Here is a 12,453-nt window from a genome sequence, read left to right on the forward strand (position 1 = left end):
TAATTACGCAGAGCGAAGATATATCTTCTGCAAATCTTTCATATAGTGCAACTAAAAATCAGGCAGAGAGCAAATTTGTGTTAGGCGATATAGATAAAGCCCTTTCGCAATTACCTGAAGAGTATTATGTGCCTTTTATCCGTTATTTTGAAGGATACAAGTACCACGAAATTGCAGATATGTTAGCTATTCCGATTGGAACAGTAAAAACGCGTATCCACGTAGCAAGAGGCATTCTTAAAAAGTACCTAAAAACGTATTCGAAAGAAATTGCCACTTCAGAAGTGGCTTAAGATACATCCATCTAAAAACTAGAGGCTCAGATTTATCTGGGCCTTTTTTGTTTTCACGCCCACAAGAGAAACGTCATCTCGACTGAAGCGCAGTCCCGAACGTTCGGAGAGAGATCCGTCTTGATAGATTTAGCTTCGCTGAGCCTTCGGGTTCTCGACTGCGTTGCACTCCGCTCGAAATAACGGTATAGGAAATGTTTTATACTTTTAACCTTTCTGTTATTTGTACTGATGTTATACGATAAATTGAAACTTGGGGTGACACTTGGACGCTAAAAAGGACATTTCCGAAATACTGTAAAAAGCAAAAGGCCTGAAAATTCAGGCCTTTTTGCTTATCATATATTTGGTTAGTTGATTCTTATTTTTTCTTTCAACAATTCGCCTTCTCTCTTATTTCGAAACAAATGCAAACCCCGAACGATTATGTGTTTTGAAGCTTTATTGCAGTATTTTTGTTTTGTGGTTATAAAGATAAGGGAAATTTTAAATTTGTCAAGCTTTTTTTAACTTTTTTTTTATTTCTTTTGCTACCACTTGCCCAGAGATGATTGCAGGTGGTACACCGGGGCCCGGAACGGTTAATTGTCCGGTGTATAAAAAATTTGTTACCTTACTTTTCATCTTAGGTTTTAAAAAAGCCGTCTGTTTCAAAGTGTTTGCTAATCCATACGCATTTCCTTTAAAGGCATGGTAATCTTCCACAAAATCGTTCATGGCATAACTGCGCTTAAACAAAATGTTACCGCCAATATTGTTGCCGGTTAAATCTTTAAAGCGTTCGATCAATAAATTAAAGTATTCTTCCCTTTTACTTTCGCTATCTGCTAAATCAGGAGCTACCGGAATTAAGAAGAAAAGGTTCTCACAGCCCTCCGGTGCAACACTTTTATCGGTTATGGAAGGACAGCATGCATAAAATAGGGGCTTTGATGGCCATTGCGGATTGGTGTAGATTTCTTCGGCATGTTGATCGAAATCCTCATCAAAGAATAAGTTGTGGTGTAATATATTGTCTAGTTTTTTATTTAATCCGATATAAAACAAAAGGCAGGAGGGGGCCATTGTTCTTTCATTCCAATATTTTTCGCTGTAATTACGGTAAGGTTTATCAAAAAGATGTTGATCAATATGGTGATAATCGGCATTACCCACCACGAAATCACTTTTAAAGTTGCCCTTGTTGGTAATTACGTACTCTGCCAGGTTGTTTTTCACTTCAATTTTGGTTACCTCGGTATCGAAAATAAATTTTACACCCTCACTTTCGGCTATTTGTTGCATAGCCATCACAATTTTGTGCATGCCGCCCATTGGGTACCAGGTACCTAAAACGAGATCGGCATAGTTCATTAAACTGTATAGGGCAGGTGTGTTTTGTGGTGTGGCTCCTAAAAATAAAACCGGGAATTCTAAAAGTTTCCTCAAACGCTCATTCTTGAATAACCGGTAAACATGTTTACGCATATTGCCCAAAAGCTGCAATTTGATTCCACTAACAGCCAATCTGGGATCAAAATATTCCATCACACTGTGCGAAGGCTTAAAAACATACTCATTCATGCCTACATCGTACTTGTATTTGGCCTGATCAAGAAAATATTTTAGGTTTTTGCTGCTTCCTGGCTCTAGTTTTTCGAATAAAGCATATAAATCAGCTAATGTTGCTGGAACATCAATAGTATCCTGTTTGCCAAAATAAATACGGTAAGAAGGGTTTAATCTCTTTAGCGCATAAAGATCTGCGGCAGTTTTGCCGAATAGGTTATAGTAGTTTTCGAAAACATCTGGCATCCAATACCAGCTGGGGCCCATATCGAAAAGAAATCCGTCTTTTTGCCAGGTTCTGGCCCTGCCACCAGCCATTTCGTTTTTTTCGATCACCGTAACATCACAACCATCCTTAGCCAATAAAGCTGCAGCAGCCAAACCTGCAAAGCCAGCACCGATAATGGTAACTGTGGGTTTTTTCTCCATGGTGTAAATAAAGGAATTTTATTGCGTTTTGTTTTTGTTTTTGTCATTCAGTGTGGTTGTCGTTCTGTGTGGTTGTCATTCTGAACGCAGTGAAGAATCTTTCTTTTATTGGAAGTAATCTTTATGGGGGCTTGATTCGATCGATAGTTTAGGTACTGTATTTCATCGGTTGGAGATCCTTCGCTATGCTCAGGATGACACTATAACGCCAAGATCAACAAATGATTTATCCTTCAACAATCATGTCGTTAAGAAAATCCCAATTTTTATTTTTACGTTCAATTAACGCATTCTTCTTTGCTCTTGTCCAGCCTTTTATTTCTTTTTCTCGTTCAATAGCATGTTCAATGTGTTCAAACCGCTCAAAATAAACCATATAGTGGCAATTATATTTATAAGTAAAAGCGAACTTATTTTCTTTGTTCTCTATATGTTGTCTAAGTCTTGCTTCTAGATCGTTTGTTACTCCGGTATAAACCACAGTTTTGTTTTTATTGGTTAAAATGTAAACGAAATAATTATGATCCATAATTAAAAATAAATGTTTTTTATGATTTTAACTAAAGTGTTTTGTCATTCTGAACGCAGTGAAGAATCTGTTATATGTTAACATTGGTTAAAATGAATCAATGGTTTTGAGGTAGTGGTTAGAGTTTCAGTATTTCATCGGATTGAGATCCTTCGCTGCACTCAGGATGACAGCGGAAGCAAAAGCGCTTAGCTTTTCTTACCTTTGCCCAAACTCATGATTAAACTACGCATTATATTTTTTCTGCTGTTTGCAGCAAGCAATATTACTTACGCCCAGTTATCTACCCAAGAAATTGCGATATTAAAAACTAATATGGTTAAAGCGGTAGAAAATTCGAAGCTAACCGACTCATTATTTGCCAAACTGAGCAAGCTGGCCAATAAAACCGCCTTAATTACTGGTTACACCGGAACGTTGGAGGCACTTAAAGCCAAGCACTCATGGAATCCATACAACAAGATCAAGTATGTGGGCCGATCGCTCAAAACCATGCAAAAAGCAATTGATATGGATAAGGAAAATATGGAAATTCGCTTTATGCGGTTTTCTATTGAGTTTTATACACCTTCTTTTCTCGGCTTTAGTAAAGATTTAGCTCAGGATAAAAAAGAGATCCTTAAACATTATCAAAATGAAAATTTTGGCCTAGCCGATCGCGAACTGGTTAAAAACGTAGCTAAATTTATGATCGACAGTAAAAAATGTACGCCAGCTGAAGTTAAAATTTTGACAAAACACCTTTAGAATGAATTATACCTATTTACTTATCAATCTTGCTGTAATCTTCTTTCCCCTGGTTTTATCATTCGATAAAAAGGTTCATTTTTTTAGCAAGTGGAAGTTTGTATTCCCTTCAATATTGATCACCGGCTTGGTGTTTTTAATTTGGGATATCCTGTTTACCAAGCTCAATGTGTGGTCTTTTAATCCCGATTACCTTATTGGGGTAAATCTTTTGGGACTACCTTTAGAAGAGATTCTATTCTTTTTAACAGTTCCTTATGCCTGCGTGTTTATTTACGAATGTTTGAATGCCTATTTTCCAAAAAACGACTTGCAAAAGTATAGCCTCGCAGTAAGTAATTTGTTCCTCGGGCTTTGTGTGGCCATTTTGTTTTTTGGTTACAACAGATGGTACACGCTGATCAATTTTGGCTTTTTATTTATGGTGCTGGCCTATGTAGAATATGTAAATGCCCATTTTAGGTTTATGTATAAGTTCTATCGGGCTTATCTGGTTTCGCTTATCCCATTTTATATCGTTAATGGATTTTTAACTTCTATCCCTGTGGTGATGTATAACGATAAGCAAAACCTTGGTTTTAGAGTAGGTACTATCCCTTTCGAAGATCATTTTTATTTAATGGGGCTGTTGTTGATGAATATCTACCTGTACGAAATTTTTAAAAGTAGTACCACGAAGAAAGAAGAGTTAAGATTGGAAAATTAAAAGAACTTATTTTATAATATGTCATCCTGAGCGTAGTCGAAGGATGGTCTTTTTATTAGAAAATGAGCGTGCAGCAGTTTTTGGCGGTTTGCAGCCCCGCCATTCGCTATAGTCCCGATGAAAAAATCGGGAGCTGCCGCTATTGTCGGGTTTAAGAACAGGGATTTATGAACCCTGCAACCCCAAAAATGAAATGCTGTCGTGGCCAACTAGCCCCGGTTGAAGCGATACCCTGCAGCAACGAGGTACGAGGCAGCGAAGTGTAAAAGTGTAAAACGGGAGAGAACTTGGTGTTTTGTAAAAGCCTTGTGCTTCAAATGAGAATAATAAATTGAAATCCCAGCATATAGTCTTCAATTAAGCTCAGGCTGACAATCGCTACTTTTTAACCATATAAGACATAGAAGAATATATAAGCTTATATGGTTCTTATATTTCTTATATGTTTAAATACCTTTTGTTTATCTTCAACCCGAAATTAATTTAAATGGATTTACCCAGCTATACCAAACAGCAACTCGCTTTACGCAACGGACAGGACAAACCTCAAATATGGGTGGCTTATAAAGGTTTGATCTACGATATGACCGATAGCAGGCTGTGGCAGAACGGTAAACATTATGAGCACTGGGCCGGACAAGATTTAACCGACGAGCTGCCTGATGCACCCCATACTGAAGCTGTTTTTGAAAAATTTGTACCGATAGCCGTATTGGCTACACCAAATTGATTTTGGCATGCACAGATGGTGGGTATAAAGATTTTATTCAATAAAAAAGCCGCAGATTTAAAAGAAATTAATCTTTAAATCTACGGCTCAATTTATCTGCAGTACGAAACTGAGAACTGCCTATTGAAAACTGTTAACTGATTAAACTTCTATTGTAAAAGCACTTAAGCTTACAAATTCCTGAATTCTTGCTGCAACTTCTTCATCGGTTAAATTTAATAACCTTTCCGTTCCAAATTTCTCTACGCAGAAAGAAGCCAAAGCAGAGCCATAAATGATCGCATTTTTCATGTTGTTGAAGTTAATTGTACCCACTTTAGCCAAATAGCCGATAAAGCCTCCTGCGAAAGTATCGCCGGCACCTGTTGGATCAAATACTTCTGCCAAAGGCAAAGCCGGAGCTGAGAAAATCTGATCTTCGTGGAATAACAATGCACCATGTTCACCTTTTTTAATGATCAAATATTTTGGTCCCATGGCAAGGATTTTTTTAGCAGCTTTAACCAATGAGTATTCGCCCGATAACTGACGCGCTTCGGCATCATTAATGGTTAATACATCTACCATTTTAATGGTTTCCAATAAATCATCCATCATAATATCCATCCAGAAGTTCATGGTGTCCATTACGATTAATTTCGGGCGGTTTTTAAGGCGTTTGATTACCGTTTGCTGCACCTGTGGGGTTAGGTTGCCTAACATCAGGTATTCGCAGTCTTGATAGCTCTCTGGGATAATCGGATCGAAATTTTCCAGTACATTCAATTCCGTAATTAAAGTATCACGGCTATTCATGTCGTTATGGTATTTCCCTGACCAGAAAAATGATTTTTCACCTGCTTTAATCTGTAGTCCTTCGGTGTCAATACCGTGTGTGGTGAAGGTATCAATATCTGATTGATGAAAATCATCACCTACTACTGCTACAATTTTTGCTTTATTATAAAAGTAGGAAGCCGCTAAACTTGCGTAAGTTGCTGCTCCACCTACAATTTTATCTGTTTTTCCGAAAGGAGTTTCAATAGCATCAAAAGCTACAGTACCTATGATTATCAGGCTCATATCTATGTGTTAATTTTTTTTTAAAATTTTTCACTGCAAATATTGCATAAATAATTTAAAAGCCCTAATATTGCATTCCCAAAACGAACAAGGGTATGTGTGCTATAAAGTGCAAAGAACCTCGTTTTAGGAAACGACCAGGACTCCTTCTTAGCTCAGCTGGTTAGAGTCCCGATGCATCGGGATTAATCAGAGGGCAAGAAAAGATCAGAGGATTTTGATCGGTATTAATGAAACACAACCAGAATAAATAAATATTCCTTCTTAGCTCAGCTGGTTAGAGCATCTGACTGTTAATCAGAGGGTCGCTGGTTCGAGCCCAGCAGAGGGAGCAATTTCAAAGAATAAGCCTTACCACGTCTGGTAGGGCTTTCTTGTTTTTAATATTTTTATGTTTTACTTATATATTTTATATTCCAGTTCTTCTGATAAGTACTATGTTGGCTATACAGAAGATGCCGAAAAACGACTATATGAGCATAACAATAGCGAAAGAACGACCTATACCTCAAAACACCGCCCATGGATTTTGAAGAAATCTATTGCTTTAGGCGAGAATCGTGGTTTCGCTATGAGGATTGAGAAAACGGTTAAAAAGGCAAAGAGCCGATTACTAATTGAAAAAATTGTTTTGGAAATTAATGATTTAAATGAATTAGCTCAGCTGGTTAGAGTCCCGATGCATCGGGATTAATCAGAGGGTCGCTGGTTCGAGCCCAGCAGAGGGAGCCAAAACCCACAACGAAAGTTGTGGGTTTTTTTGCGTTTAGGTGGTATGTGAAGTTATACTGAATGTAGTAAAGCCTTTAATTGTTATATTTTAATTTCAGTTTTAAATACTACTGTAGCATCACCTTTTATCTTAATTAGCGACGGTAGACCATTTTCAATTCCGACGCTAACGCTTATCATTCCGAGCCTGTTTATCTTTTCTCCTTGTTTGCCATTGAATTCGAAGAGACTATCCTTAAAATCAACAATTTTATTTTGTATGAGGTATCCGCCTAATGGTCCATTTGCATTGCCTGTAACCGGATCTTCATTTATTCCGATTGCAGGGGCAAACATTCTTCCATATGTTAATACATCATCATCGTCTGAGTCAAATGTGAATACAAAATAGCCATTGCAATTAATCTGTTTACTTAGATCAATCAAGCTATTGTAATCAGGGGTAAGATTGTTCAGCTTTTCTCTGCTTTTTATTCCAATCATCACTTTCGAATGTCCTGTAGAAGCAATCTGGACCGGGCATCTTTCATCAGTATCAGCATTGTCGAGCTTTAATGCTGATAATATTTGTTGAGTAGTAGCGGTATCGAATATCGGGCTGAGTTCAAATTTGCCCTGGGTCATTATTATCTGATAGTCCCCGTTTTTCTTAATGATCTCAAAAGGCAGTGTACCAATCTTGGTTTTATATCTCAAAATACAAGAGTCTAAACTGTATTCAATGGCTTTTGCGTACATCGCGGCAATTGTAGCGTGGCCACAAATGGGAACTTCTGATGTTGGTGTGAAATACCTGATTAAGCCATCAGAATCATTGTCGTCGGGAGAAAAAAGAAAGGCCGTTTCAGAATTATTTAATTCTTTGGCAATCTGTTGCATTTGAGCATCAGTCAGCCCATCGGCATTCACAACTACGCCCGCCGGATTTCCACTAAATCTCTCTTTTGTAAAAGCATCTATCTGGTATATTTTATACGTTTTCATGGTTTTTTCAGGTTTGTTAAAGGAGATTTCTCCTCTTTTTGCATACACTGATCAAATATATTCAATTTTATAAACGGGACCCTGATGCTTTAATACATATAACGGATGAAACCAAACTTATGACGATCTGTTGAAGAAAGCCGTATTAAAAAAAATTCATAAAAATTTGCGTAGTTAAATGACTACGCTTATATTTGTAGTCAAATAGCTACATAATGAATTTAAGAAGAGATGTATTTCAGGCCATTGCCGACCCTACGAGAAGGGCAATATTGCTTTTAGTTGCTTCACAATCGATGACAGCTGGTGCAATAGCTACCAATTTCGACACTGCAAGGCCAACTGTTTCAAAACACCTGCAGATCCTTACAGAGTGCGAATTGTTAGAGCAAAAACAAAACGGTAGAGAAATTCATTACCACACTAACGCAAAAAAAATGAAAGAAATTGCCGATTTTATTGAGCCGTTCCGCAAGATGTGGGACGACAGATTTAATAAACTGGAAGATATTATGAAAAACTATAAACCAAGCAAATAGCATAACATGGAGCAGAAAACAAAAATTGATGCCGAAAATGGCAAACAGGAAATGATCATTACCAGAGAATTTGATCTGCCTGTAGCATTGCTTTTTAAGGCTTATGTTGAACCTGAAATTATAGCACAATGGATGGGGACAAAAGTACTAAAACTTGAAAACAAAAAGTATGGCAGTTACCAGTTCGAAACTACTGATGCTAAAGGGAGCGTAGCATTTGTAGCCACCGGAGTTATACACGAGTTTATGCCTGATGAAAAAATAACGCGGACATTCGAAATGGAAAATACACCTTTTGGCGTTCAGCTTGAGTTTTTAAAGTTTGATAAATTAACCGATGATCGTAGTAAACTTACTATGCATGTAGTTTATAAGTCAGTGGCATTAAGGGATCAAATACTTGCCTTGCCTTTTGCTCAGGGTATTAATATGGCACATAACCGTTTAGAAAACATTGTAAATCAATTAAAATAGTACATTATGACAAAAAGAAACAAAATTATCTATTGGATTGCCACCGTTTGGCTGTCGCTAGGCATGTTATCAACAGGAATAGTACAGTTGATAAAAATGAAAGAAGAAGTGGCATTGTTTACGCAATTGGGTTATCCACTTTATTTTCTGACTATATTGGGAATTTGGAAAATTTTGGGTGTGGTTGCGGTGTTAATTCCTAAATTTACTTTATTGAAAGAATGGGCTTATGCAGGTTTTTTCTTTGCCATGTCTGGTGCTGTTTTCTCACATATCGCAATTGGCGATACCAGTACTTCAGCATACTTCGGGCCAATATTGCTACTTGTGTTAACTGTAGTGTCGTGGTACTTTAGGCCTGCAGATAGAAAATTAGTTCAGTTAACTAAAATAATTTAAGCCATATGGAAGGAACAGGACAAAGAAACGAACAAATTCGACTGATATGAAAACGAATCCAAAAGTTGATTTTTATTTTAACAAAGCGAAAAGGTGGCAGGAAGAACTGTTGCTGCTACGGACAATTGCCCTAGATTGTGGGCTTACCGAAGAATTAAAATGGGGAGTGCCTTGTTATACCTTACACAACAGCAACATCGTTTTAATACATGATTTTAAAGAATACTGCGCATTTTTATTTTTTAAAGGCGTTTTATTGAATGATACCGCTGGGATCCTGATTCAGCAAACGAAGAATGTACAAGTAGGCAGGCAGGTGCGCTTTACCAATGCCCTCGAAATAGTGGAGCTTAAAGCTATTTTGAAGACCTATATTTATGAAGCCATTGAGGTAGAAAAAGCTGGTTTGAAAGTAGATTTGAAAAAGACTACGGAATATACCGTTCCGGTTGAGTTTCAGCATAAATTAGATCACATTCCAGATTTAAAAGCGGCATTCGAAGCCTTAACGCCCGGCCGTCAAAGAGCTTATCTGCTTCATTTTGCGGCACCCAAGCAAGCTAAAACCCGTGAGGCAAGGGTAGAGAAATTTATGCCACAGATATTAAGTGGTAAAGGATTGGACGATTAGTTTTTACGGGGTTTGTCACCCTATTTGTGGTGTCGGATGTTACCATCTGACACTATTACCTTTCTATTTAATTAATTTCCGTTTTGTGAATTGTGATTATAGTCAGATGGTAACTGACTATAATCAGTGTAATGGGATCCTTCTACCCCGAAATTTATTGCTACATTTAATTACAAAACCGCAATATGGATACTGCATTTTACTTAGAGAAATTTCAAAAAGCAGCTGATCAGCTCGATCAAAAAAAGCTTCGTGAAAAAGAAATCCAGGCCGCTGTTGGAGTGGTTTTGGATTCCGTATTTTTAAAACTCTATAAAAAATCTTGGGCAAGTCCCGAGCAGGATCCCTTAACTGCAGCATCAAGGATTTTCTTTTCCATTTGGATAAATGATGCCATAATTGAGGAACAGAAGATTTATTATAACATTCATGCATTTAAACTGAGGCATCTTAAAGGTTACGTTATACAAAGCAGACAGTTTGCCGATGCATTCAGAAACAGTTTTAAGCTTTTTGAAAGCCAATGGCCAAATGTAAGTGTAAAGTTCGGGCCGCTAACCTTAATGGAAGGTTGGGTAAAAGTGGATCTGATTGATTTTCATGATGAGATTTTAGCGTTAGCCGATAATTTTTTAGCAATAACACATTTGGTTGATGATACGCTTGTTAAATTTAAGAAATAAGGCAGTAAATAATTAATTAGGAATATAGCTCAGGCATTGCACTCCAAACGGAAATTAGTGTTTTTTGAAATTAGGAAATGAGCGGTTTGTGGTTCTTGGAGGCCCTCAGTCCGGCTTTTCGCTTTACTCCGTTACACTTCGTGTTCGCTGCAATCCGGTTTAGGAGCAAGGGTTTGTGCGCCCTGCAACCCCCAAATTGAAAAGCTGCCTTAGCCATTTAGCTCCGGTTGAAGCGTTACCCTGCAGCAACGGGGTATCCCGAACTTTCGGGAAAGCGTAAAAGCAGAAAACGGGAAGAAACTTAGTGTTTTGTACAGGCAATACGCTTCAAAACTATTTAGTGAAAAAGTGCTATTGAGGGGCAGGATAAGCCTTATATTTGATTAGTATATAATTATCGGCGACAGGATTTTAACCAAAATAAACCTGATGAGTAAAATAAATAACAATAAAAAAGAATTGTCGGCAGTGCAAGCCGAAGAATTACTCCATACTTTAAAAGTCCGTTTCGGGAAAAACATGGACCGCCATAAAAGTATTGAATGGGCTAAAGTAGAAGAAAGGTTAGTTGCCAGGCCCGAAAAACTATGGGTGCTTGACGAAATGGAGGTAACTGGTGGTGAGCCCGATGTTGTTGATTATGATAAAAAAACAGGTGAATATATTTTTTACGATTGTTCGGCAGAAAGCCCCAAAGGCCGTAGGAGTATTTGTTATGATTTGGAAGGGCTGGAATCGAGAAAAGAGCACCAACCGGAAAATAATGCTGTTGATATGGCTGCTACGATGGGGGTAGAGCTCTTAACAGAAGAGCAGTACCGTTTTTTGCAGCAACTCGGAAAATTCGATACCAAAACATCAAGCTGGATTGTTTCCCCTCCCGAGATTAGAAAATTAGGTGGTGCCCTTTTCGGCGATCGCCGCTACGATCATGTATTTGTTTACCACAATGGTGCACAATCGTATTATGCTGCAAGGGCATTTCGTGGTTTGTTAAAAGTGTAAACTGATAATTTATAGGTTCATTTGTCATTGGTTCATTAGTTRACAGGGAGAAGAAATTTGTTCTGTTGTTAATTGTTCAAACCGGTTATCATCGTTAAACGTCCAGTTCTAAACGCATGGCCAGTTAATCGACTTTGGACTCCCGACTAGGGATTTCGAACTAAATTGAAACTTCATCAAATCTTCATCTTTCGTTTTCATCTTTGGGCCTTCTGTTCTTCATTATATTCCGGCCTGAAATATTGGTTGTTAAGGAATTGTTTTCTTATTGTATTGTTCTGATTTTCATATTGTTAACGTAATGTTAAACTTAATTTATTGTTAATATTGAATTAACATTAGGACTGTTGTTTTGCATGAAAATAAAACAACAGAAAATGAAATCACGCATACTATCCCTAGTAAGTATTCTGCTGCTCTTGGTCACATTTGCTCAGGCACAAGTTACAACATCTAGTATTAATGGAAAGATTAAGGATAATAAGGGTATCATCCCAGGGGCAACCATTGTGATGATGCACGTTCCAACAGGTACTGTATCTAAAGGTTCGTCAAACGAAAACGGACTTTACCGTATCGGCAACTTAAACCCAGGCGGGCCATACAAAATTACTGTAACCTTTGTGGGTTATAGCCCGGTAGTAAAAGAGAATATTTATTTAACCTTAGGTTCGGATGTAAGGCTCGATCTTGATCTTCAGGAGCAAGGTAACCAATTGGCCGAAGTAAGTATTAAAGGCCAAAAAGGCGGAACAAAATCTGGTGCGGGTACAAGTATCGKCGAAGGTCAGATCAAAACGCTGCCAACCATGAACCGCAGCTTACAGGATGTAACAAGGGTTACTCCTCAAGGCAGTAAAGATAATACCTTTGGAGGAACAAACTTTAGATACAACAACGTGACTATTGATGGTGCAATTAATAACGATGCCATTGGTTTTAGCCCCTCATTAGGTGGGCAA

At 37.8% G+C, this 12,453-nt stretch carries 16 protein-coding genes and 1 tRNA gene; 13 read left to right on the forward strand and 4 right to left on the reverse strand.

What is annotated here, in order from left to right:
* The coding region (locus AC1DND_RS05850) for an RNA polymerase sigma factor (RefSeq protein WP_477579863.1) at nt 1-293 on the forward strand (293 nt) is incomplete at its 5' end.
* Nucleotides 294-788: 495 nt separating this feature from the next.
* Here AC1DND_RS05850 and AC1DND_RS05855 read toward each other — a convergent pair.
* Together AC1DND_RS05855 and AC1DND_RS05860 are read right to left on the reverse strand one after the other, a co-directional pair.
* Nucleotides 789-2,270, reverse strand: a complete 1,482-nt coding sequence (locus AC1DND_RS05855) for a phytoene desaturase family protein (protein WP_477579865.1) — start codon at nt 2,268-2,270, stop codon at nt 789-791.
* Nucleotides 2,271-2,496: 226 nt separating this feature from the next.
* Nucleotides 2,497-2,799: a GIY-YIG nuclease family protein gene (locus AC1DND_RS05860; protein ID WP_477579867.1), complete on the reverse strand. Its 303-nt coding sequence runs from the start codon at nt 2,797-2,799 to the stop codon at nt 2,497-2,499.
* Nucleotides 2,800-3,015: 216 nt separating this feature from the next.
* On the opposite strand from AC1DND_RS05860, the gene AC1DND_RS05865 reads away from it, so the two are divergent.
* From AC1DND_RS05865 to AC1DND_RS05875, 3 genes are all read left to right on the forward strand, one after another.
* Entirely contained in the window at nt 3,016-3,546 is a 531-nt protein-coding gene (locus AC1DND_RS05865) for a hypothetical protein (RefSeq protein ID WP_477579869.1), read from the forward strand.
* 1 nt (nt 3,547) lies between these two features.
* Nucleotides 3,548-4,252, forward strand: a complete 705-nt coding sequence (locus AC1DND_RS05870) for a lycopene cyclase domain-containing protein (protein WP_477579871.1) — start codon at nt 3,548-3,550, stop codon at nt 4,250-4,252.
* Nucleotides 4,253-4,739: 487 nt separating this feature from the next.
* On the forward strand, nt 4,740-4,982 hold the full coding sequence (locus AC1DND_RS05875; RefSeq protein WP_477579873.1) for a cytochrome b5 domain-containing protein: 243 nt from the start codon (nt 4,740-4,742) through the stop codon (nt 4,980-4,982).
* Nucleotides 4,983-5,123: 141 nt separating this feature from the next.
* Here the strand turns inward: AC1DND_RS05875 and AC1DND_RS05880 are convergent, their stop codons facing one another.
* Nucleotides 5,124-6,044 (reverse strand): PfkB family carbohydrate kinase, encoded by a 921-nt coding sequence (locus AC1DND_RS05880; protein ID WP_029280619.1) that lies wholly within the window; start codon nt 6,042-6,044, stop codon nt 5,124-5,126.
* Between the two features lie 258 nt (nt 6,045-6,302).
* On the opposite strand from AC1DND_RS05880, the gene AC1DND_RS05885 reads away from it, so the two are divergent.
* Both AC1DND_RS05885 and AC1DND_RS05890 read left to right on the forward strand, forming a co-directional pair.
* Nucleotides 6,303-6,376, forward strand: a tRNA-Asn gene (locus AC1DND_RS05885).
* Nucleotides 6,377-6,435: 59 nt separating this feature from the next.
* Nucleotides 6,436-6,738: a GIY-YIG nuclease family protein gene (locus AC1DND_RS05890; RefSeq protein ID WP_477579875.1), complete on the forward strand. Its 303-nt coding sequence runs from the start codon at nt 6,436-6,438 to the stop codon at nt 6,736-6,738.
* Nucleotides 6,739-6,857: 119 nt separating this feature from the next.
* Here AC1DND_RS05890 and AC1DND_RS05895 read toward each other — a convergent pair whose 3' ends face one another.
* Nucleotides 6,858-7,760: a PhzF family isomerase gene (locus AC1DND_RS05895; RefSeq protein WP_477579876.1), complete on the reverse strand. Its 903-nt coding sequence runs from the start codon at nt 7,758-7,760 to the stop codon at nt 6,858-6,860.
* A gap of 215 nt (nt 7,761-7,975) precedes the next feature.
* On the opposite strand from AC1DND_RS05895, the gene AC1DND_RS05900 reads away from it, so the two are divergent.
* From AC1DND_RS05900 to AC1DND_RS05930, 7 genes are all read left to right on the forward strand, one after another.
* Nucleotides 7,976-8,299 (forward strand): ArsR/SmtB family transcription factor, encoded by a 324-nt coding sequence (locus tag AC1DND_RS05900; RefSeq protein WP_057931288.1) that lies wholly within the window; start codon nt 7,976-7,978, stop codon nt 8,297-8,299.
* Between the two features lie 6 nt (nt 8,300-8,305).
* A complete protein-coding gene (locus AC1DND_RS05905) occupies nt 8,306-8,773 on the forward strand; it encodes an SRPBCC domain-containing protein (RefSeq protein ID WP_477579878.1) in 468 nt (155 codons plus the stop codon).
* Nucleotides 8,774-8,779: 6 nt separating this feature from the next.
* Nucleotides 8,780-9,172, forward strand: coding sequence for a DoxX family protein (locus tag AC1DND_RS05910; protein ID WP_477579880.1), 393 nt, complete (start codon nt 8,780-8,782; stop codon nt 9,170-9,172).
* 46 nt (nt 9,173-9,218) lie between these two features.
* Entirely contained in the window at nt 9,219-9,803 is a 585-nt protein-coding gene (locus tag AC1DND_RS05915) for a YdeI/OmpD-associated family protein (protein WP_477579881.1), read from the forward strand.
* 185 nt (nt 9,804-9,988) lie between these two features.
* The gene (locus AC1DND_RS05920) at nt 9,989-10,486 is read left to right on the forward strand and encodes a hypothetical protein (protein ID WP_477579883.1); all 498 of its coding nucleotides are present in this window, start codon (nt 9,989-9,991) and stop codon (nt 10,484-10,486) included.
* A 429-nt stretch (nt 10,487-10,915) separates the two neighbouring features.
* Entirely contained in the window at nt 10,916-11,491 is a 576-nt protein-coding gene (locus AC1DND_RS05925; RefSeq protein WP_477579885.1) for a DUF4256 domain-containing protein, read from the forward strand.
* A gap of 377 nt (nt 11,492-11,868) precedes the next feature.
* The coding region (locus tag AC1DND_RS05930) for a carboxypeptidase-like regulatory domain-containing protein (RefSeq protein ID WP_477579887.1) at nt 11,869-12,453 on the forward strand (585 nt) is incomplete at its 3' end.

It is taken from the genome of Pedobacter sp. 01N416 (genome assembly GCF_056399685.1).